This is a genomic window from Sphingomonas crocodyli, assembly GCF_004005865.1.
Taxonomy (GTDB): Bacteria; Pseudomonadota; Alphaproteobacteria; order Sphingomonadales; family Sphingomonadaceae; genus Rhizorhabdus; species Rhizorhabdus crocodyli.
In genome coordinates, this window is sequence record NZ_SACN01000003.1 from 466,700 (window position 1) to 488,475 (window position 21,776).

Here is a 21,776-nt window from a genome sequence, read left to right on the forward strand (position 1 = left end):
CGAACGCTCGCGTTAACCTGATCGAATTGCGAGGAGAAGAATGTGCGTTCGGTTGCCTTGGTTCTGTCCGTTTCCGTTCTGACCTTTCTTCCCGCCTGCAATTCGTCACAACCATCGAACAACCTGACCGCAGCATCGCTCGAAAGCGCGCACTGGAGCGACACCGCCGTTCGCGACCTACAGGACCGTATCGGTCGACGCGCCGAACATGGCCTCGATCGCATGGTACTGTCGGTCGAGACGACGGCAGACGGTGCGAGCCGCGACGCCGCCCTGACCAAGATCGCGCTGCGCTACGCGGGCATGCTCGCCACCGGCGCGAGCGATCCCAAGAAGCTGCACAAAGTCTTTACGCTGGCACGGCCCGAAGTCGACCTGCGCGCCGGGCTCGCCAAGGCGCTGAACGATGGCAAGCTTGGCGAATGGCTCGACAGTCTCGCGCCCGAGGATGCGCATTATGCGCAATTGTCCAAGGCCTATGTCGCGCTCGTGCAGACCGGGCAGAAGGTCACCGCCGCAATTCCCGATCAGGGCAAGGCGATCGAGCCGGGTGCGACTGATACGCGTATTCCGGCAATCGTCCGCCAGCTTGGCACGACGGGCTACCTGCCCGAAGGCGGCGCGAGCGAAAATGTCTATGCGCCGAGGGTCGTCGCTGCGGTCCGCCGCGTGCAGGCCGATTACGGGATCAGGCCCGATGGCATCATCGGTGGCGAGGCGCTTGCGATCCTGAACCTGAGCGATGCCGACCGCGCCCGTGCGATCGCTGTCGCGATGGAGCGGATGCGCTGGCTGGCGCAGCAACCGCCCGCGACCCGCATCGATGTGAATGTTGCCGCGGCGATGCTGTCCTATTGGCGCGACGGCAAGCTGGTCGACACGCGGCGCGTGGTCGTCGGCGAACCCGATACCGAGACGCCGCAACTTCAGTCGCCGGTCTACCGGCTCGTTGCCAACCCGACCTGGACGGTGCCGCGATCGATCCAGGCGAAGGAGATCGAGGGCAAGGGCAGCAACTATCTGAAGCGCAACAACATGGTCTGGAAGGATGGCTGGGTCGTCCAGCAGCCGGGGCCGAAAAACTCGCTCGGCCTGGTCAAGTTCGACATGCAGAATGATCACGCAATCTACCTGCATGACACACCCGCAAAGGCGCTGTTCAACGAAGCCCAGCGCCAGCGCAGCCACGGCTGCATCCGTGTTTTCGACGCGTTGGGATTTGCTGCGATGATCGCCCGCGATGAGAATGTTCTCGACGCGTGGAACAAGGCGCGGGCTACCGGCAAGGAGAGTTTCGTCTCGTTGCCTCGGCAAATCCCCGTCCGACTGCTCTACCAGACGGTGCTTGTCGACAAGCGGGGTAATCCGATTGTCCGAGCCGATCCTTATGGTTGGGACGATGCGGTGGCGAAGGCGCTGGGCTTTGGCTCGCAGCCGGGCCATCGCGTGCGATCGGGCAGCAGCGAGGTTGCGCCCTGATGTTAAACGGTCAGCCGCGAAATATCGAGTGGCAGCTTTGCGCCGCCTGAACGACAGTTCCGAAAGGAGAGCGGCATGGCTGTAAGCGGGTGGGTCGAAGCGCAATTTCGCCCCTGACTGAAGTCACATGGTCTGCCACAGGAGTGTGACGCCGCCGCAGAATACGAGAAGCACCGCAGCCGAATCATAGCCCATACGCAAGATTGTCCTGTTGCGATGCTCGAGCAGGCCCACCAGGAAGATGCCTGTCAGAATGGCGCCCAGGAGAGCCGATATCATTTCGAAACGGCCGAGTTCGGCTATCACGGCCCCCTCTTTATAGACGATGTCTGCCAGCAGCAGCAGCGACAGATTGACGAAATTGGTGCCCAGCACCTGGCCGAAAGCCATCTCGTAGCGGCGTAACTTCAGCGATGCGATGATCGAGCTGAGCTCCGGCATCGATGTGGCAAAGCCGATCAGCAGAAAGCCGACCAGCCCGCTGCCGAGACCAGTCTGCTGCGCCAGGGCATCGCCGGTCTGCGACAGTGCATAACCCGCAACAAAAATGGCTAGCGCCGCCAGCGCCGCCTGCATCGAAAGCCCGAGCAAGGATGCGGAGCCAGTTGGCTCGGGCTCCGGATCGTGCCTCTCGCCCGCATTTGCCAGAACCCAGGGGGAGCGGGCATCATGGCCTGCGGCCAGCACAAAGAAGGCGATGCTGAGCGTACAAATGAGGATGCTGCCCAGCCCGATCGTTCCCGCCACGGGAATATCGCCGACGATGACGGCGAGTGCGACAGCGATCAGGACGAGCATGCACAAAGTGCCCATCATCATCGTCGATGGCTTGGCGACCACAGACGTGACGGCGTCGCGGCCCACAAAGGCGTCCGCCACTGCCAACAGAACGATGTTGATGGCGGCGCTACCGAGCAGATTATTGATCGCCAGCGGCGGATTGCCCATTGCCGACGCTGTCACGACATTGGCGACTTCGGGCAATGAGGTGATGCCGCCGAGAAAGAGCATACCGACGAGAGCATGGCTCATGCCGGTCCGCGAGGCGATTTCGTCGAGGCTGCGCGCCAGATTGCCACCGCCCCACCAAACCACCGCGGCGCCGACCAGGAAGATCGCAATATTCATCCAGAGCGGGTAGCTCACGGCATCGGCAAGGGGCATTGGCTCTCTCCCTGGTCCGGCAAGGATGCACGCCAGATACGGTCAAACGTCACATGGCAGATGCAGGTCCGTTTCAAATTATTGCTCACGTACCAAAGGCTTGAATGAGGAGGAACGTTCGCCTGCGGGTGCGGTTGACCTGAAGCTCTGCCCGAAATCCGTACCCGGCGGTTCGGCGCGAGAGACCTCGACAGGAGAGCCTTATGCCACCGCCTATCAATGACCACGACGCCCTCCGCGCGATTGGTTCCCGGCTTACCGATGTGAGCAAACTGTACGAAAATGCGGCGCAAATCGCAGATAAGGCAGATCTGCGAGAGCATCTTTTCGAGCGCGCCCGTCAGCGTCGCGAGATGAGCAACGCGTTCTCAGCATTCCTCGATGGCGAAGAACTGGACGGCTCCGCATTGTCGATTTTCGACAAGCTCCGTCTTACGGTGGATCGGGTAATCGAGGGTGATGATCGGGCGGCTTGCGAGAATGTCGAGCGTGCTGACGCTGACCTGGCGTCTATGATCGAGGACCAGCTCGCGGATCCGGAACTCGAGGCAACAGCCGGTGACGTGCTGCGCGATCTGCGGGCACGCCTGCCGCGCGATCTTCCCCATGTGCCCGGCCTTCGCGACATAGCGCGTGAGGATGAGCAGAAGATATAATCTTTAGCAGGAGACGATGATGCGCCAGAACCGCGACCGATCGCACCCCGACGACCGGCCCCACAATCGCGAGGTCGAGGACGAGATGATCAAGAAACCGCGACAGGAGGGCGAGCCGCCCCGACCCGCGACCGAGCCGGCAAAGCCCGGCTCCAAAGGCGGCGGCTGATCGCTTGCCGTATGTGCCGGCGCCCCTGCCCAGGCGGGGGCGTATCATTCTATCTGATTAATCGATCCCAACGGCCATAATGCTCGCGGATATTACCCCGCGGGAGGCTCAGTCCGATGAGCGCCAGCCCTATGAGAATGTTGGCGATCCTGTGTGCGCTACCACCTTCAAACAGGAACGGGGTCACGACCAGCGCCGCACCCAGCGGTATGAGCAGATAGCGTAGCGGGCGAGCCACTTCGGCCGCAGCGAGTGAGATCGCGGTGAGCGCCAGGAAGCCGATCACATGATCGGCATCGGCCATCGCACCCTGTGCCCCAAAGCTCAGCCTCGTGAACAGCAGCGAGCCTGCCAACAGCGCCGCGATACCCAAGGACCAGGGAAGACTTACCCCGCCACCCCACATGTCCGCCAGAACCGTACCGGGGCGACGGTCGAACTCGTCGCCGGGCTTTTCGCGCTGGCCCTCGTCGGTGTCACCGAACAGGAAGACACGAAGCCACGGCCGTCCCGCCTGCGCGCGGCGACGCATAAACTGAAGCGTCGCGAGCAGTTCGTCGAGCGAGTAGGGAATCTGGATCAGCATCGCCGCGGCGCCAACGAGCGTCAGTGTCGCCCATGTGCCGATAACGATCGGTTGAATGATCACGAACAGGATCGAGACCACGCCGAGCGGCGCGATCATCAGTCCGAACAAAAACACGAGCCACGGCATCGACCGCCAGCGCGCTCGCGATCCGACGATCCCCGTCACGATCTCGAGCGCATAAGTATAGCCGCCGAGTGCCGCATCGGGGATCGGGAAGGCGCGTGACACCGAAGAGGTGATGACAGCCTCGGTGCCATTCTTCTGCGGCTCATCGGGCAGACCGGAAAAGAAGGGATCCCAGACCCCGTCGATCTGTTCGAGCTGATATGCGGTCAGATAGCGGGCGACAAGCAGGCCGACCAGCGCGAGGAGAATGATGGGGAGCCGCTGGGTCCAAGCCGAGGGATTGTAGGACCAGCCCGGCGGGATAGCCGGGCCCGTCATCGTGGCGACAACCGATGGACCGGGTTCGGGCTTGGCGCCGACCGCCAGCCCGAAGGCGAACGCGCCCACCAGCGTATCCGAAAGGAAAGCCGCCGGGTTTTCGGTCCAGAACAGGAAGGGTACCGCCATGATCAGGGCCGCCACACCGGCCGAAGCCCAGCGCGCCCAGGTCGCCTGCCAGGACAATGACAAGGCGGCGAACAGCATCAGCGCGGCGCCGAGCAGGATCTCCGACCAGAAGAGCAGCGGCTCTTCAACCTGCACGATCACCGGCTGGACGAGGATCCAGAGCCCAAGCGCGATATTGGTAAAATGCGCCCACCGCGTCTCGCGATGCTCAGCGCGGCGGCGGCGTTCATAGCCAAGCCGCAAAGCCTCGGCATCGTGGCCTGCATCCTCGGCCTCGACGACGAAGGCCGGCGCCGTCAGGCGGTTCATTTCGTACCAGCCGGCCGGATCCTTCTTGAGCGCCTTGACGATTGCCGGAAGTTTGTCGGCCAATCGGTGGCGCGGCTCCCAGCCCAGCAGCTTGCGCGCCCGGCTGATGTCGATTGCATAATGGTCGCTCGCCATGCGGGTCATGAACGGCTGGATGAAGGGCCGTTCGCCCTGGTCGAGGGCGTCGGGAACGACCGGCTCGGCCTTGTCTTGAGCCCAGGCGCCAACGCCGGCGATCGGCGCCGGCACCCGGATGGTCGGCCACGCCCCCTCACCGTGGATCAGGCGGCCCAGGCGATCCTGAAGATCGGCATAGCCGAGCGTGTGTTCTTCCCCCACCAGGATCACTGTCTCGCCCGGCAGGTCTCGCCGTCGGTCGACGGTGCGCACGAAGGCGTCGATCATGTCCTCACGATGAAGCATCGCCTGACCGGCATCGGTATCGCCCGAATAGAGATAGCTCTGGAAATCGCGCTCGTAGATGCGGGCGATCTGATTGGCAAACGTCGGCACCGACGTTCGCTCATCATAGACCCCGGCAAGGTGCAGGAAGACGACCGGCATGTCGCCGCGTTCATCGCGGATCGCATCTTCGGTCTCAGCCTTGGATTTGGGATAGGCCCAGTCCGGGGCGATCGGCCGGCTCTCATCGATGCGTTCACCCGGCCGCCCCGGAGCATGGACCAGCATCGTCCCCGAATAGAGAAACTGCTCGACCTTGAATGCGCGTAATTCGCGAAGCAGCCGTCGGCTGCCCTCAACGTTGACGGCGCGATATTGCGGTTTTTCGTCGCCCGAAAAGTCGAAAAAAGCCGCAAGATGGATGACGGTGGCGATCCGCTCGCCATACCGTTCGCGTACCTCGAGCATGGCTTGGGCCATGCTCTTGTCATCCGTGAGGTCGACTTCGATGATCGGGAAGCCGACATCCTTGGCTTCCATGTCCAGACCGACGATCTGGTAGCGGTCGCCCAAAGCCCTAGCGAGCGAGCGCCCTATATTGCCCGACGCGCCCGTGATCAGGACGATTGGTTTGCCCGTCATATATCCGCCTCCGGCGATCCATCAGCGTCCCCGACAGGGAGACGGTCGGCGCGGCGGTTGGTTCCGGACCAAGCTCATCGACGCCAAGTCCCTGCAAGGATTATAAGAAATGGACCAGTGTGATGCGGTCTTATTGACGCGACCACAAACTGCGCGATACGCGGCGCGTCATCGTCGACGACCCGATACCGACGCCGCAGCTCCTACCGGCTCGTCGCCAAGCCGACCTCGACGGTGCCGCGATCGATCCAGGCCAGGGAGATCGATGGCAAGGGTGGCAGCTATCTGACGCGGAACAACATCACGGCAGGGGTGGTCCGACGGCGGGGTCGATAAGCTCGCGCATACTGGTCGATTTCCCCGTGCAGACTGGTCATGACATCTAGCTGCACAACATGGCCGTCAAGGCGCTGTTAGACGAAGCCCAGCGTCACCGCAGCCATGGCTGCATCCGTTCTGGACGCGTCAGATTGCGCCGCTGTGGTCGCCCGCGATGGGTGTTCCTGACAGATAGCACAGGGTGCGTGGCACCCTCGAGGCGAGTTTTCGTCTCGCTGCCGAGGGCAAATCCCGTCGGTCTGCGCTATCAGAGAGTGCTCGTCGACAATAGGGTAATCCGATTGTCCGGGCCGATCCTTTTATTTATGCTAAAGGCTGTGCAAATGCACCAAAGCCCTCTTCTTCGGAAGCTCGAAGCCGTCGAGACGCTCAGCAGTTCAGAGGTCGACTGCCTGCAGCGGATGTGCGTCGACGTTCGCGAGATTTCACGGCGAGCGGACATTGTCTCGCGAGGCGATGATGCCGATTATGTTCATCTCATGCTCGAGGGATGGGGAGCACGCTACTTCGATCTTCCTGATGGCTCTCGTCAGATTACCGCCTTCCTCATCCCCGGAGATTTTTGCGACATCCATGTGACAACTCTGGCTGCGATGGATCATGGAATCATCGCGCTGACGAATTGCCGAGTTGCATTCATTGGTAAGAGCGCGATCGAAGAGGTGACTCGCTCCACGCCGGCTCTGACACGCGCGTTCTGGCGAGCCACGCTCGTGGATGAGGCCATCTTGCGTCAGTGGATCGTCAGCCTTGGTCGGCGGGATGCCAAGCAACGCATTGCCCACATGTTGTGTGAGCTTCACCTTCGATTGCGTTTGGTGGGCCTGACCGATGACGGCAATATGCACTTGCCACTCACACAAGAAGATATTGCTGACGCGTGCGGCCTTACGCCGGTTCACGTCAACCGCACGGTCCAGGGACTGCGCAAACAGGGCTTGGTGGATCGAGGAAGCGACCTGCACATCCTCAACGTGCAAGGACTGCGGCGGGTGGCAGCCTTCGACCCCAGCTATCTGCATCTCAAGCGGGCGGACCGCGCAGTTTGAGTGGGACTTCGCAAACCCTGGGTGCAAACCACATCAGTGACTGGAACCAAACAGGGCCCGATGACGCGCTCCATACATATTTGATGCAATGGATGAGCGAGTTCGGGCCATTATGAGGACCGTCCGGCGAAAAGGTCATTACCGGTGCAAGTGCACGGCTGCGTTGCCATATGGAGGGAAGCGGGTTCAGATAGCTTGATGCCGACCTATAGAATCCACCTCCGTCGCCGAAATTCTGTTGAGCCCGATATGATCGGTATCGTGTTCCCCGACCTGCACAGAGCCTATATCGAAACCTGCAGATCAATACCCGAAACTGCTCGCGATCTGCTGATCGACGGCGCGGATCCGATGGTGTGCGCCTATCTGATCTGCGACGATAAGGGACGGCAGCTGATGGAGGTTCCTTTCGCGGACGTTCTGTCGACGGCCGAGATACGTGTGAGCCGCGGGGCGGGTGGGACGCGACCGACCCATCAACGCGAGCCGGCGCGCGATGAGGCCGCACTGATCAGTTTCCGCCAGATCTTTGCCCGCGCCAATGCAGGTTGCATCCTGCTGACGCCCGAACTGGTCGTGAAAGACATCAACGAGTATGGCAGATTACACAGTCATACCGACCTCGAAGCCGTCCGAGACGTTTATGTTCTGGATGCTTTCGATCTCGCCGGTCCGCTCAAGACTATATTGGCGAAGTTCTGGACACTGCCGCAGTGCGGGGGCACCGCTCAGCTTGTCGACATGCCATATTGCGTGCTGGATGCAGCTGGAAACGCAATCAATGGTTGGTGGAGCGCGCGCGCCTGGCCTCTTGTTGGAGACGATGGCAGCGTGATCGGACTGGCCGCGTGGGGTGAACCTTCGGTCACGCCCCGCGCAGGCGGCAAGACGGCTGTCCTCTCCGCGTAGCGAATCATCATGCCGGCTAGTGCTGTGACGTTTGGCCCGCTTCGATCCTGGTCGCCAGGATCCGCCCGACGACGCTGGAGCCCACCGGCTTTTGACAGCGCAGGATATCCCAGTATTTTTCGGGGATCGCCACGCGCTCGTACCCGGTCGCGAAGAGGATAGGTACGCCCCGCGTGCGAAGTTGATCGACGGCCGCGAACACCGTCTCCTGTCCCAGGCGAATATCGACGACCGCTCCATCGATATGCGGTGTCGCTTCGATCAGATGGAGGGCCTGCTCGACCGATGCCGCGGGGCCGATGACCGTCGCGCCTTCCCCGACGAGTTCAAACGTCAAGTCCTGGGCAAGGTAATATTCGTCCTCCACAACGATTATGATGCGATCTTTCAGGCTCAGTTTACACATGTCGCCGCCTACCTCTCATATTATGGAGCACGGACCGCACCCCTTGAGGACGTTCGCCCTCCCGATCGGCGATCTCGATGCCGCTCTCTTGACGCCCCGAGGCGATGTACTGGATCAAGCATTGAGAGCCTGATGGGATTTTCGATGATGAAGATAGAATGGGCTAAACTCGCCCAGCCGGATGAGGGCTTCCCAGTCGAGAACAAAGACGCGGCGATGGCGCATCTCGACGATACCTTCGGCTCGCAGCGCCATAAGCACCCGGTTTACATGGACTGGGGTAATCGCCATTGCATCGGCAAGATGGAATTGGGTCATGGGAAGATCGAAGCTGAATCCCACCCCCTGCCCGATATATTCGTAGCGTGCCGCCATCTCGCAAAAAAAATGAGCCAGGCGTGAGCGCGAGCATTTCCGGCCGGCATTGGTAGACCATTGAATCTGTATCGCCGCATCCACTGCAGCATCGACTGCCATGGCCCCTGCGACCGCGGGAAAGGATGATTGAACGGACTGCAAAGCCGTTCTTGAGATATGAAGAAGCGTCACGTCTGTGAGGGCTTCAAGGCCTGTTGTTGCAAGGCCGAGCTTAGCAGACGGCTGATCAGCCATATCGCCTTCGATATGCAAAGCCGTTATCTGGCGCAGGCCAGATCTGAGCTGCTGAAAGCCAGATACGAGACCCGAACTTACGATCCAGACCCCTGAAACTTTTTCGCCGCAGATTGTGAAGCTTGTTCCTGCTTTTTTTCTAACAGCGCGGGTCGGCAATTTTTGCAAAGCGTCCAATTCCTCGTCGCTCAGGTTCGAGCGCGAGGCCAGGCGCGCCACGTAGAGGTCGATAGATGGCGTGGCGAGCGACATGATGTCCTCCTGCAGCCAGGCGGGAGCATGCTGTCTCCCAGTCATCAGCGCCTGGCGCATTCTGCCGATGATGCGAGACCCTAACGCACCCGGGTAACAGATGAGCCTAATCTAAATTAGATACCGGTGACATTAAGGTGGATTGTTCTGAAATCGCGGCTGGAGAAGAATGCGTACGGAAATGGATCAATTATTGTCCTCGGCGATATAGTACCATCGCGTTTTGCTATCGTAACGATGGGTGATTTTTACTGTAATCCGCCGCTATTTCATCGCGCACATCCCTGAGGCCGTTCGGAGCGGACCGGTCTGCAGCAAGTGGTTAGTCGATGAGCCGCGCACCGCGCTCGAAAGTGAGATAGCGCCAGATCCACTGGAACATGACCAGAGCGCGTCGGTCGAAACCGATCAGCAAATAGACATGAGCGAGCCCCCAGAGAAACCAGGCGAAGCGACCCTTCAGTTGATATTTGCCGAGGCTGTAGACGGCGGAGTGGCGACCGATGACCGCCGTATCGCCCCGACTGCGATAGCGAAATGGGCGCGGTATCGCGAGCACCCGCAGCTCACGCCCCAGATGCGTACCCTGCTGCTGAGCGACCTGCGCCAGCGCCGGCAACGCAGCGCCATCCTGCTCGAGAAGCGCGACGTCTCCGATCGCAAAGATGCGTTCATGACCGACCACCGCCATATTATCGGCAACCGGTATGCGGCCGTTCCGGTCGTGCGTGCCACCCAGCCAGGCAGCGCCCTGAGCGGCCTTGATGCCTGCGCCCCAGATGATGGTCCGGGCGTTGATGCGCCCCGCTTTTGTATCGAGGCCATGATCGTCAAGGCCCTCCACCGCGCAACCCAGTCGGACATCGACTCCCATCCGGCGCAGCGCATCGACAGCATAGGTGCTCAGTTCTTCCGGAAAGGCTGACAGGATACGCGGACCAGCCTCCACCAGAATGATCTTGGCGCAGGCAGGATCGATGTTGCGGAAGTTCCCTTTGAGCGTGTGCCGCGCGAGTTCGGCGATGGTTCCGGCCATTTCAACGCCGGTGGGGCCACCGCCTACCACCACGAATGTGAGCAGCGCCTCCCTGTGGGCGGCATCGTCCGCACGCTCCGCATCCTCGAACGCCTTGAGCAGCGAGGCCCGGATATGGCGTGCATCTGCGATCGACTTCGGCGCGGGCGCCTGTTGCGCCCATTCCGGATGCGCAAAGTAGTTGTACGCCGATCCGGTCGCAAGGACGAGCTGCTCGTACGGCACGGTCGTGCCGTCAGTCAGGGACACCTGCCGCCGATCGGGGTCTATCCCACAGACTTCGCCGAGCAACACACGGACGTTCTTCGCTTTGGCCAGAACCCCGCGGAGCGGCACGGCGATGTCGGCAGGCGACAGGGCTGCGGTCGCAACCTGATAGAGCAATGGCTGGAACAGATGATGATTGCGCTTGTCGATCAGGGTGACGTCGACATCCGCACCCGCCAGCGCCCGGGCACAAGCCAGGCCGCCGAAACCGCCGCCGACGATCACGACTCTGCGGCGACCGTCGCCTCCCTGGTGTGCCTGTGACATGAACCTCTCCTGGGAATGGCGCCGTGGCGTCTCATTATCGCGGCCGGGGCGTCCAGCGTACCGACACCCGCCCATCGGCAGGAACGTGGAAAAGGACAGCTTCCGCGTCCGCTGACACCGATCGCAGCCGATCGCCTGCGGCGGTCTGGACGGTCAGCTCCGGCAAGGTCGTGCGAGGCTTGCGGGTTATCCGCAAGATGGCCGGGCAGCCTTCCCCACCGCCCAGTTGAAAACTCAGCGTCCTTTCGGCTGGTTGATCAGCGCTCAGCAGGAAATGATCGCAATACAGAGTGAATGGCACGCCGGCGAAATTGTGAAAGGCGCGGGTGGCAAAGACGAAGGCCGAGCCAGAGCCGTAAACCTCCTGGCCGACCTGGCCGGCGGGCTGCCCGTCCACATACAGATCCTCGACCGGTAGCGAGAGCGAACGGTCGACATGGCCGTTATGCTCGCGTTGCTGTGGCGCGATGGCGTCGGGCGGCAAAGCGTCGGGATAATAATACCAGGCGCGGTCGAGCGCATAGCGACAATATTGGCTGACCAGCATGCGAACATTGGCATCGAGATCGGGGCCGCCGTCCTTCAGATAGCGCTCGAAGGCTGCAAAACTGTCGAAGCATTCGTAGAGCGCCATATAGGGCGCATCGTGGAGCGCGGTGACACCAAGGAAAGTCCGGTAATGGCGAGCATGGCCGATCTCGGATTCCCACATCGCTGCGTTGTGGAAGAAGCTGGCCAGATAGACGTAGGATTGGGCGAGGAATGTCGGGTCGTCGTCGATCCGCCACAGCCGCATGCACGCAGCGGCGCCCCAGGCGGTGAGGTTCGCCTGATAGTTGAGCTTGAACCGCATGCCCTGCGCCTTGCGGATCGCGGCGCGGGCTTCGTCGAGGAAGCGCTTCTCGTCAGTGAGCTGAAACGCCTGCAGCATCACATAGGCATAAAGACCACCGACGTCGGTTTGTCCCAGATGCTGTTCGTCACGCGACGCGGTGATGATCGAGAAGTCGGTGACCTTGAACTGGATCGGCCAGATATAATCGAAGTGGTGCGCCGCTTTGATCGCAAATTCCATCGACTGACGGAACAGCCGTTCGGCGCGCTTGTCGCCGTCGAGCGCGAGGCGCCCGAGGTTCATCAAGGGATGATAGAGATACCAGCTGTCGACCGCGTCCGCGTCCTTGTCCGCCCCAACATTGGGGAGATAGCGGCGCAGCGTCCTGAGCCTTGGATCGTAGAATTTGCGCAGGCCCGCTTCGAGCGCCGCCTTGAGCGGCACCCCCTCGCCAAGCCACGCCTCATAGTCCCGCAACGCCGCCAGCACCGACAGCTGCACCATCGAGTCGGGATATTCGGCGGCGGTATAGGGGTGGAGATAAAGATGGCCGTAATGGCGGATGGTCGCTTCGGGCGCCCGATCGAGATCGCGCAGCGTCCGCCGCGCGCGCTCAGGCCAGTCGTGCCATTCCGCCTCGGGCAATTCGATCTGGCGATATATGGCGCCGAGCAATGTCAGATAGCGCTGCGCCATCGCCGTCTCGTCGGCGTCGGTCTCGTCGTGAATAGCGACGAAGGTGTCATAGACGACCACGGTCTCGCCCGCCCTCAATGGGTCGAGCGGCGGCTGCGGGCTCTGCGGCGGGGTTGGCGGCAGATAGCCGAGCTCGGGCCATTCGCCGCCCACCGCACCATCGGGTTTGGTATTGGTGGCGCGAAACCGCGCGTTGAGCGACGTGAAATTCTGGAAATAGAGGATGCTGCCGAACGCGGGTTTCTCGAGACGCAGGTAACACACGCCGCTGTTCAGACCCCGCTGCGCCGCCTCGACCTTGCCCTGCGCGCGGGTCGGGTCGTCATTGGCATCCAGCGGATAAAGATCGCGAGGGTAGAAGGGAACAAGCAGGCCGACCGCGGGCGTCAGGCTCGTCGTGATGCGAAGCACCGGAACCTCGCCATCCGCGATCCGCATGACAAGCAGCTGGTGTCCGGCGCTGGTGTCGAGCTCGATGCGCAGTTTTTCGCCTGCCCCGCGCCGGACGCGCCGTATGTGCCGGCAGCCGCCCTGCGCCTGCGCGACCCGGAGCGCCAGCCCACCGCGATCCGGCCGTCGAACGAGCGCCCAGACGGCGTCGCAGCCTTCGGCAATCTCGATCGCGAGACCCCCGTGGTCGAACGCGGCGATCCGGCGCATGCCGCCGGCAAGCTCGTCGCGCAGGGTGAGGACATAGGCGCTGACGGGGCGCGTCGACCCTATCTTCGGCCTGGCGGCACGCTTGGGATGCGCCTTCATCATCGCTCCGCCGCTATTATACGGTGTCGGCGAAGCCAGCGTGCGCGCAGGCGGGCATCATGCAGGAGCGAACCGCTGAATTCGGTGACGGCGCGCAGGCCCGCGACCGTACCGAGATTGCGCGCAACCCGGCCGGCTTCGCCCCAAACCTGTTCGATCATCGCACGCCGGTCGATCTGGCCTTCTTCCTGGACCAGCGAGAGCCGGTGCAGCGCGTAGAGACCAAGCGCGCCGGCGATCAGGAAGTAGAAATCCCACTGCGAAAGACCGAGCGGCGAGAAGACCGCAACGCCATTCGGACTTGTCCAGCGTAGGACAAGCTCGAAGCGTCGGGCGGCAAAAAAGTCGGCGAAAATGCCGCCCAGGATAGGCGCGACGCCAGCAGCGAGCGAGCTCACCAGCGCGCTCGTGGCGACATAAGCGGTCGCCTCGCCCTTGGGACTGAGTTTGAGCGCGATGTTGGCCGTGGCGAGCGTAACTCCGGCCACGGCAGCGCCCATCAGCAAATGCAGACCCACAAGATAGGCCATGCCGGCATCGCTCTTGCCGAGCTGCGATGCGACGACCATTCCGACGATGGCGAGGATATAGAGGGGGGCCGCGACCAGCAGGACGGACTTGTGTGCGAAGCGATCGCTGAGCGCGCCCCAGCTACGGATCGCAACCAGATTGGCGATCTGGCTGGCAACGCTCAGCACCATCACAAACGTCATGTCGAAGCCGAGCTGGCGGACGATGAACACCGTGAAAAAGGGCGTCGCGAGGTTGATCGCGAATTGCCAGGCGGCGAGGAAGTGAACGAGCCGGCGGAAATTGGCGTCGGCGAGCGGCGCACGCAGCAGGCTAAACAGGCCGAGCGGTTCGCCCGAAGCCGGCGGCATCTGCGGTTCGGGCAATCGGGCGACGACCAGGGCAGAGACCAACCCGGTCGCGCAACCGACCAGATAGAGGCTCGCAAAGGCCCAGGCGCGCAATGCTGATCCCGCTTGGGTCTGATCGAGCAAGAGTGCGGCGGCAAGACCGGCGGCCAGGCTGACCGAAGTCGTATAGACGGCTCGCTTCGCCATGACGGCACCAAGCCGATCCTGCGGAGCCAGATCGCGAAGCCAGGCATTCCACGCGCAGCCGCCGATCGCGCCGAGCGCACACAAAATGAACTGGCCGAGCGTGACCGAGGTGATCGCCAGCGCCGGCGGCAGAAAGACCGCAATGGCCATCACAGCGAGCATGGATCGGCCGATGATGCTGGTGATCACCGCGATTGTTTTGCGCCGACGTAGTCGTTCGACCAGCAGCACTGCCGGCGCCTGGAGAAGTTGCGACAGGAAGGGCGCGCTCGCAAGAATGCCGACCATGAGGTTCGAAGCGCCAAGATAGATTGCGAAAGCGGTGAGGATAACCCCGCTGGTCAGCGCGGCGGTCGCGCTCGAAAAGCCGGCTTCGTATATAAGCCGGCGAAGGCCCGCCTCGCGCTCGGCCTCGCTGATCGACGGCGTCGGGGCGAGCGTCACGTGCCCCTCCACGCTTTCGTTTCGCACAGCCGGGATCGTTCAGACATTTCCTAGCTCCGGTCCTGGAGCACCGAAAAAGCATTGCACGCCCGGGGGGTTCCCCCGCAAACCGCACTCGGACGCGAAGATCGTCGACTTTCTAATCTATGTTAAACCATTGATCTGCAATCGGAACTTGGCTGATTGGATCGCGTCTTTATCTTCGCTCGATGATCTTCGGAAAGGAGACGACTGGTGAGCAACGCGAAGAAATATGCTTATGCCTGGATCACGATCGGCTTCTTTCTCATTTCCATCGCGGGGCATTGGATTTTCGGGTGGTATGCCTTCGTCAACGAGGCGGCCGACCATGGCCAACCGGCGATCTTTGCCGACTATCTCGTCGAGATGGGGCGCGACACGTTTGAGAACTGGCAGTCGGAGTTCCTCCAGCTGCTGTGGCAGGTCGTGGGGCTGGCGTACTTCCTTTACGTGGGTTCGCCCTCGTCGAAGGAGAACGATGACCGGCTCGAAGCCAAGATCGACGAACTGATCCGGCTCGGCGGCGGTGAAAAGGCCGATGCACTGATCGCCGATATTGATCGTCGCTTTGTGCGGGCGGGCGGTCACGCGCAGCCTCACGGCCATGACAATGAGGACGAGCAGTCCGAACCTTGATGGCGCGCCCACGGGTGGCGCGTTCAAGCTTCGTGCGCAGCCAGCGTCGACTTGCCAGACCCCGTACACCGTCGACCCCGGCCGAGCCGATCGGTGCCGAGCCCAATCCGTCGCAGCTACTCTCTTGGGCCGCGTTGAGACCTGCTTCCTCGAGCGGCGCTGTGATCCGTTCGGACGTCCCGATGGTGCGGGGCAACAGACAAGCTAGCTGTCGATCGTGATTGCTACGGCCAGATTATCCGGCAGCCTAACAGGCCTGCGGCATATCGGATCGCATCTTCACGATGCGTCCTGATCGATCGCGAGCCGGAAGCAGGTCGCAAAGCGCGCTTGGTCCGCCTTGCTTAGTCCAGCCTCGGCAAAGAGCGGTGCCCATCGTTTGGCAACGATCGCACGCATGCGCTCGACAATCGCGTTCGCATCCTCGGCCGAGAGATCGAAAGCGGCGGCACCTGCCAGCGCATTGTCGATGGTGGCTGCGCGCCCCTGCGGTCCGACACCGAGCACCAGTCGGCGTTCTAGCCCCACCTGAGGCTTGGGAACGACGTCATAGAGTGGGGAAAGCCGCCAGCCCCTGCCTTCCATCAGGAAGCCGTGATTACGCAGGTGATCGTCATCATTCGTGACGAGGATGTTGAAGACCATGCGAGCAAACAATTCGTGGAGGTCGGTGCGCACCTTGACGCCATGCTGGCGGATCGCGGCGGCAAGATCGGCATAGCCATAGCGACTCACCTCGCTTTCGTGCGCGCCGAGCATGGTCAGGCCTGAGGCAAACGGCCGCCGGATGATGCCACCGGCACCGGGCGTGCGGTCAAACCGCTCGATCATGTAGATGTCGCGACCGAGCACCCTTTCGAAGTCGAGCGCGGGGACATCGAGTCCGCATTCGGCGGCGAGCCGCATCGTCGCGAGTTCGACCCGGCACTCGGGGAAGGTGTCGTTTTTCGCCGGGAACTTCGCGATCCAGGGCTGATCGCCCTTTTCGGTCGCAGCCTTCGGGCGCGCACCACCAAGTGAAGAACCGGCATTGAGGAGAGCACGTAGATTGTCGTCGAGTTCGTCAACCTGCTGCGCACGCTCAGCCGCCTCTGCGAGTTCGGCCAAGGTGAAATGCTCGCCGGGCGCGTCGCCATCGGCCCAAGGGGTGATCCGTTCGGGCTTTTGAGGGGTGGGACCGAAGGCAAGCGCACCGACCCGATTATCGCCAGAAGCCAGGATCAGGTCCATGTCGGTCGGCAGCCGGTCGCCCATCGCCTTGTACATCAGATATTGGCCCCAGCCATCCGGGGCCGCGTCCCGAATCCCGCCGAACACCGCGAAGCCCTCCTCGGTCCGAAAGGTCCGCTCGACGCCGACATCGGGTAGCGGGAGGCTGAATGGGTCGACGGGCACGCGGTCGGACCGTTCAAGATAGCGCCGTCCATAGGCGAAGGTGGCGAAGCGGTTACGCGGCTCGTCCGTCATGACGAGCAGGCCCGCCGGCACCGGTCGTTCCGCCAGATGGACGAAGACGTAGCTGCGCACACTCGTCATCAGAAGTCGAGGTCTTCGCCGGCGGGTACCCGGGTCCGCTTAGGCAGACGGGCGAGATCCTCGCTCATGCCCGCACGGTCGCTGTCCGAAGCGACGAGGTCGGCAAGGCGGTTGGTCATCCCGAATACGAGCAGGGCGCTGGCCAGTACAGCCAGACCTACAGTCGGATCGCCGGCCTCGAGCCGCCGGAGCGTCTGGACGGAGACAAGCATACGCTCAGCCATCAGGCTTTGCGGGATCTTGCGGCGACGGCGCGCAAGCGCGATATCCGCGCCAAGCTGGGTAATGGCGCGGAGACTCTGGGGCGGCAGACCGCTGGCGGCTCGTGACGCGCGGGGCATCATTTTTAAGTGACATATCACTCTTTAAACGTCAATAAGAGATGATATGTCACCTGTTTCGCCAAGTGCCAAGCCAACCTCAACCGCGCTGCCGGCGCAATAAGAGGACGCCAAGATGAGGCCTGCGCGCCTGGGAATCGGGATAATCGGCACGGGGAAGATGGCGCACCGAATGGCGGGCACCATTTCCCGCTCTGTCCCCGCGCGCCTTGCTCGTGTGGCGTCCACCTCACCCGAGCGCGCCGATGCGTTTGCGAAGCATTTCAGCTGCAAGAGCGGCTCGCTGTCCGATCTGCTGCGCGATCCGGACGTGGAGGCCATCTACATCGCCAATGCCAATCGCGACCATGCCAATGCCCTGAGCGATTCCTTCGCCTCGCAAAAGCCGATCCTCTGCGAAAAGCCCGTCACGCCAGACCTCGACACCAGCCTCGCCATGATCCAGCGCGCGCGAGAATCCCGAACCCTGCTGGTGGAAGCCATCTCAACGCCGTTTCTGCCCGCAGCGGCCGCTATGTTGAGATCGACGCGATCTCGCGGATCGCTGACCTTGGAAGCATCTTTCGGTTATCCGGTCCGCGCTGCCGATCGCCAGATGGTCATGGCACCCGATGCTGGAATTGTCCTCGACCGGGCCATTTACCCTTTAACGCTTGCCCGCCTGGCCTGCGGCCCCGGGGTCGTAGGCGATGTCGATCTGGTTCGCGACAACGGTGTCGCGATCGAAGCCAGGATCGAAATCCGACACGACAATGGGTCACGCTCGGTTCTAGAGGCATCCTTTGTTCGCCGACTGTCCAATCGGCTCACTGTCGGAAATGCAGACGGGTATCTCACGATCCCCGCCCCTTTGTTGTCGGCGCGCAGGCTCGCGGAAAGCACTGCGAGTCCAGCCCTCGGCGAACAAAATCCGCTGGTCCGCAGGATTTACGATGCGATGGCGCGATTAAGCGGCCGCGCGTACGACTTCGGCGCCGATCCAGGCCTCCCCCTGCTCGCCCATTTCACCTCGCTTGCGGCCGCGGGGCTGACCGAAAGCCCCGTACTGACCTATGACGTCATGACCGACGTCCACCAATGGATGGCCGCAGCGCAGCGCGCTTAGAATGCTGTGAACGACGATCTTCAGGCCGCGGCCGCTGCCGCCGCCCCTTCCAGCGCATCAGTGAACCTTTTGCGCCACCAGACGACATCTTGCGACATCACATTGTCCATGCACGCACGCCAGCGGGCCTGCCTTTCCTCAAGCGGCATCGCCAGCGCCTGCGCGATGGCATCGCAGATGTCCTCCGGGCTATGCGGATTGATCAGCAGCGCGTCGGTCAGTTGCTCGGCCGCGCCCGCGAACCGCGAGAGGATGAGGACGCCAGGATCCTCGGGATCCTGCGCCGCCACATATTCTTTTGCGACCAGGTTCATCCCGTCGCGCAGCGGCGTCACCAGCCCGACCTTCGCCGCACGATAGATGCCCGCCAGCTTGTCGCGCGGATAGCCGCGGTTCACATAACGGATCGGCACCCATTCGACATCGGCGAAGGCCCCGTTGATCCGGCCCGACAGCGCATCGAGCGAGCTGCGTATCTCCTGATAGCTCTGGACATCGCCGCGCGACGGCGGCGCGATCTGGAGCAGGAACACCTCGCCATGCTGCCCCGCATTGGAGGACAGATAGCGCTCATAACCCAGGAACCGCTCCTCGAGCCCCTTCGAGTAATCGAGCCGGTCGACACCGATGATCATGTCGCGGCCGTTGGTGCTCTGACGCATGCGATAGTGGGCGTAGCGCGCCGCGGCCGACTGCGAGGCCTCGACGAAATTGTCCGCATCGATCCCGATCGGGCACGCGATCGCCGTGACGCTGTGATCGCCGACGGTGACGCGATTGCCGTCGATGGTGCCGCCCAGTTCGTTACGCACATAATCGTGGAAACATTCGAGCGCATCGCGGGTCTGGAAACCGACCACGTCATAAGCGAGCAGGGTCTCAACCAGTTCACGATGATTGGGGAGCGAGAGCAGCAGCCGATAAGGCGGCCAGGGAATGTGGAGGAAGAAGCCGATGCGGTTCCGGATCCCCTTTTCGCGCAACCGCGCGCCCAGCGGGAACAGGTGATAGTCATGGACCCAGACGAGGTCGTCGCCCTCGATCAGCGGCTCCAGCGTATCGGCGAAGCGCTGATTGACGCGCTCATAGCCTTCGGCAAACCCGCTCTCGAATTCGGCCAGGTCGATCCGGTAGTGGAATAAGGGCCACAAGGTGCGGTTCGCATAGCCGTTATAATATTCGTCGAGGTCCTGCGGCTCGAGGTCGATCGTCGCGGTGGTGACGCCGAAATTGCGCTGGAAATCGATCTTGCCGGTAAACTCGTCGACCGTCTCGCCCGACCAACCGAACCAGATGCCCGAAGATTCGCGCAGCGCCGCCGAAAGCGCGACGGCCAGCCCCCCCTGGTTCCCGCCGCCTTCGCCCGTCGGGGGCTGAACGCGGTTGGAAATGATTATCAGGCGGCTCATCGGACACTGCTCCAGGGCTTGCTGAGCAGCACCGCGCAATTGATGGTGCCGACCAGCGAATAGGTCTGCGGATAATTGCCCCAGAGCTCGCCCGTATTCGGGTCGATATCCTCCGAAAGCAGCCCCGCACGGGTACGCCTCGACAACATCTCCTCGAACAGGGCGCGCGCATCATCGTTACGCCCCGTCAACCACAAAGCCTCGATCAGCCAGAAGGTGCACACATTGAAAGCGGTATGCGGCAGACCGAAATCATCTTCGGTCGCATAGCGCAGCATGTGCGATCCGCGCCGTAATCCTTCCTCCACCGCGCGCAACGTTCCTTGAAATTTCTCATCGCCCGGCTCGACGAAACGCAGATCGAGCAGCTGGATCAGGCTGGCGTCGAGATCGTCGCCGCCGAAGGTCGCCGAGATGCGCCCCGTATCTTCGCGCCAGGCGCTCTGCTCGATCTTCGCGCGGATCGCCTCGGCCCGCTCGCGCCAGAAGGCGGCGCGGTCGGCGAGCCCCAGTTCCTCGGCGGCATTGGAGAGCCGGTCGCACGCGGCCCAACACATCGCGACCGAATAGGTGTGGATATGGCTTTTGGTACGAAGCTCCCACAGTCCGGCATCGGGCTTGTCGTGGACAGCCCAGGCATGTTCGCCGACCTTTTCGAGCGCGCGGAAATCATCCTCGCCCGCCATGCGATAGAGCCGCTTGTCGAAAAAGGCCTGCGCGTTGGACAGGACGATCTGGCCGTAGGCGTCATGCTGGATCTGCTCGTAGGCCTGGTTGCCGACGCGCACCGGCCCCATGCCGCGATAGCCGTTGAGCCCCTTCTCGATCCGCTCCTCCAGCCGCGCCTCGCCGCCGACGCCGTAGAGAGGCTGGATATGCCCGCCCTTCGCATTGTCGACGATGTTGCGCAGATATTCGAGATAGGATTCCAGCACGTCGAGCGCGCCGAGCCGGTTGAGCGCCTGCACCGTATAATAAGCGTCGCGGATCCAGCAGTAACGATAGTCCCAGTTACGCCCGAGTTCGTTCTCGCCGGTGGCATGTTCGGGGATCGAGGTGGTGAGCGCGGCGACGATCGCGCCGGTTTCCTCATGCTGGCAAAGCTTCAATGTGATGGCGGCGCGGATCACCGCCTCCTGCCATTCCACCGGGGTCGCGAGCGCGCGTACCCATTTGCGCCATTCATGCGCAGTATGTTCGAGCATCACGTCGAGCGTGTCGGCGATGTCGGTGGAAAAGCTCTCGTCCGGGCCCAGGAAGAAATGCAGCGTCCGTTCGACGCGGAACAGCCGTTCGTCCTCGATCCAGCCGACAGGCGCCGTCGTCGACAGGCGCAACGTCATCTCATCGAGTTCATAGCGAATATGGTTCGATCCGCGCGTCCGCACCGGATCGGCCGAACCCCACCGATGCGCGGGACGCAGGCGGATGCGGATGCGCGGACTACCCGCCACCGGGCGCACGATCCGCACGAACGCCACCGGCCGGTACATGCGCCCGGAACGGAAATGGCGTGGGCAGAAATCGAGCACTTCGATCGCATTGCCGGCGCCGTCGACATGCTTGGTGACCAGGATCGGCGTGTTGCGCAGGTAGCATTGGGTGGTTTCGACGCAGTCTTCCAGGTCGATTTCCCAGAAGCCACGTGCCCCCTCCCCCGCACGCGGCGCATTGTCGAGCAATGAGCAGAAGGCCGGATCGCCGTCGACGCGGGGCACGCAGGCCCACACGAAGCGGCCGGCCCGATCGACGAGCGCGGAGACCTGGCAATTGCCGATAGGCCAGAGATCGAGATTGGCGGCCATCT

Annotated in this window: 18 protein-coding genes; 7 read left to right on the forward strand and 11 right to left on the reverse strand. The window is 62.4% G+C overall.

Translation table 11 applies throughout. The features are described 5' to 3' along the window. Nucleotides 1-42 precede the first annotated feature (42 nt). Nucleotides 43-1,479 (forward strand): L,D-transpeptidase family protein, encoded by a 1,437-nt coding sequence (locus EOD43_RS19870; protein WP_240653393.1) that lies wholly within the window; start codon nucleotides 43-45, stop codon nucleotides 1,477-1,479. A 123-nt stretch (nucleotides 1,480-1,602) separates the two neighbouring features. On the opposite strand, the gene EOD43_RS19875 is transcribed toward EOD43_RS19870, so the two are convergent. Beyond that, entirely contained in the window at nucleotides 1,603-2,643 is a 1,041-nt protein-coding gene (locus EOD43_RS19875) for a sodium:calcium antiporter (protein WP_127745759.1), read from the reverse strand. 203 nt (nucleotides 2,644-2,846) lie between these two features. Between EOD43_RS19875 and EOD43_RS19880 the strand changes: the two genes are divergently transcribed. Next, on the forward strand, nucleotides 2,847-3,299 hold the full coding sequence (locus EOD43_RS19880) for a hypothetical protein (protein ID WP_127745760.1): 453 nt from the start codon (nucleotides 2,847-2,849) through the stop codon (nucleotides 3,297-3,299). Between the two features lie 16 nt (nucleotides 3,300-3,315). Then, nucleotides 3,316-3,468 carry a hypothetical protein gene (locus EOD43_RS23830; protein ID WP_164857299.1) on the forward strand — a complete coding sequence of 51 codons (153 nt, stop codon included), beginning with the start codon at nucleotides 3,316-3,318 and terminating at the stop codon, nucleotides 3,466-3,468. Between the two features lie 49 nt (nucleotides 3,469-3,517). On the opposite strand, the gene EOD43_RS19885 is transcribed toward EOD43_RS23830, so the two are convergent. Next, the gene (locus EOD43_RS19885; protein ID WP_127745761.1) at nucleotides 3,518-5,983 is read right to left on the reverse strand and encodes an NAD-dependent epimerase/dehydratase family protein; all 2,466 of its coding nucleotides are present in this window, start codon (nucleotides 5,981-5,983) and stop codon (nucleotides 3,518-3,520) included. A 662-nt stretch (nucleotides 5,984-6,645) separates the two neighbouring features. Between EOD43_RS19885 and EOD43_RS19890 the strand changes: the two genes are divergently transcribed. Together EOD43_RS19890 and EOD43_RS19895 are read left to right on the forward strand one after the other, a co-directional pair. Continuing rightward, nucleotides 6,646-7,371 (forward strand): Crp/Fnr family transcriptional regulator, encoded by a 726-nt coding sequence (locus tag EOD43_RS19890; RefSeq protein ID WP_164857367.1) that lies wholly within the window; start codon nucleotides 6,646-6,648, stop codon nucleotides 7,369-7,371. A 198-nt stretch (nucleotides 7,372-7,569) separates the two neighbouring features. After that, nucleotides 7,570-8,280, forward strand: coding sequence for a DUF6894 family protein (locus EOD43_RS19895; protein ID WP_420822465.1), 711 nt, complete (start codon nucleotides 7,570-7,572; stop codon nucleotides 8,278-8,280). Nucleotides 8,281-8,296: 16 nt separating this feature from the next. Here the strand turns inward: EOD43_RS19895 and EOD43_RS19900 are convergent, their stop codons facing one another. The 5 genes from EOD43_RS19900 to EOD43_RS19920 form a co-directional block, all read right to left on the reverse strand. Further along, entirely contained in the window at nucleotides 8,297-8,686 is a 390-nt protein-coding gene (locus EOD43_RS19900; RefSeq protein WP_127745764.1) for a response regulator, read from the reverse strand. Nucleotides 8,687-8,800: 114 nt separating this feature from the next. Continuing rightward, complete coding sequence (locus EOD43_RS19905; protein WP_164857368.1) at nucleotides 8,801-9,550, reverse strand: Crp/Fnr family transcriptional regulator; 750 nt, start codon at nucleotides 9,548-9,550, stop codon at nucleotides 8,801-8,803. Between the two features lie 322 nt (nucleotides 9,551-9,872). Beyond that, on the reverse strand, nucleotides 9,873-11,120 hold the full coding sequence (locus EOD43_RS19910) for an NAD(P)/FAD-dependent oxidoreductase (RefSeq protein ID WP_127745766.1): 1,248 nt from the start codon (nucleotides 11,118-11,120) through the stop codon (nucleotides 9,873-9,875). A gap of 34 nt (nucleotides 11,121-11,154) precedes the next feature. Beyond that, a complete protein-coding gene (locus tag EOD43_RS19915) occupies nucleotides 11,155-13,413 on the reverse strand; it encodes a hypothetical protein (protein WP_240653395.1) in 2,259 nt (752 codons plus the stop codon). After that, complete coding sequence (locus tag EOD43_RS19920; protein WP_164857369.1) at nucleotides 13,410-14,921, reverse strand: MFS transporter; 1,512 nt, start codon at nucleotides 14,919-14,921, stop codon at nucleotides 13,410-13,412. The genes EOD43_RS19915 and EOD43_RS19920 overlap by 4 nt, the downstream gene beginning before the upstream one ends. Before the next feature lie 234 nt (nucleotides 14,922-15,155). Between EOD43_RS19920 and EOD43_RS19925 the strand changes: the two genes are divergently transcribed. Beyond that, on the forward strand, nucleotides 15,156-15,578 hold the full coding sequence (locus EOD43_RS19925; RefSeq protein WP_127745768.1) for a DUF6766 family protein: 423 nt from the start codon (nucleotides 15,156-15,158) through the stop codon (nucleotides 15,576-15,578). A 279-nt stretch (nucleotides 15,579-15,857) separates the two neighbouring features. Here EOD43_RS19925 and EOD43_RS19930 read toward each other — a convergent pair whose 3' ends face one another. Together EOD43_RS19930 and EOD43_RS19935 are read right to left on the reverse strand one after the other, a co-directional pair. Further along, nucleotides 15,858-17,114, reverse strand: a complete 1,257-nt coding sequence (locus tag EOD43_RS19930) for a type II toxin-antitoxin system HipA family toxin (protein ID WP_127745769.1) — start codon at nucleotides 17,112-17,114, stop codon at nucleotides 15,858-15,860. After that, entirely contained in the window at nucleotides 17,114-17,458 is a 345-nt protein-coding gene (locus EOD43_RS19935; RefSeq protein WP_240653396.1) for a helix-turn-helix domain-containing protein, read from the reverse strand. The genes EOD43_RS19930 and EOD43_RS19935 overlap by 1 nt, the downstream gene beginning before the upstream one ends. A 112-nt stretch (nucleotides 17,459-17,570) precedes the next feature. Here EOD43_RS19935 and EOD43_RS19940 point away from each other — a divergent pair, with 112 nt between their 5' ends. Continuing rightward, nucleotides 17,571-18,560 carry a Gfo/Idh/MocA family protein gene (locus tag EOD43_RS19940; protein WP_127745771.1) on the forward strand — a complete coding sequence of 330 codons (990 nt, stop codon included), beginning with the start codon at nucleotides 17,571-17,573 and terminating at the stop codon, nucleotides 18,558-18,560. 20 nt (nucleotides 18,561-18,580) lie between these two features. On the opposite strand, the gene EOD43_RS19945 is transcribed toward EOD43_RS19940, so the two are convergent. Next, nucleotides 18,581-19,969, reverse strand: coding sequence for an alpha,alpha-trehalose-phosphate synthase (UDP-forming) (locus EOD43_RS19945; protein ID WP_206363603.1), 1,389 nt, complete (start codon nucleotides 19,967-19,969; stop codon nucleotides 18,581-18,583). Next, nucleotides 19,966-21,774 carry a glycoside hydrolase family 15 protein gene (locus tag EOD43_RS19950; RefSeq protein ID WP_127745772.1) on the reverse strand — a complete coding sequence of 603 codons (1,809 nt, stop codon included), beginning with the start codon at nucleotides 21,772-21,774 and terminating at the stop codon, nucleotides 19,966-19,968. The genes EOD43_RS19945 and EOD43_RS19950 overlap by 4 nt, the downstream gene beginning before the upstream one ends. Nucleotides 21,775-21,776 lie beyond the last annotated feature (2 nt).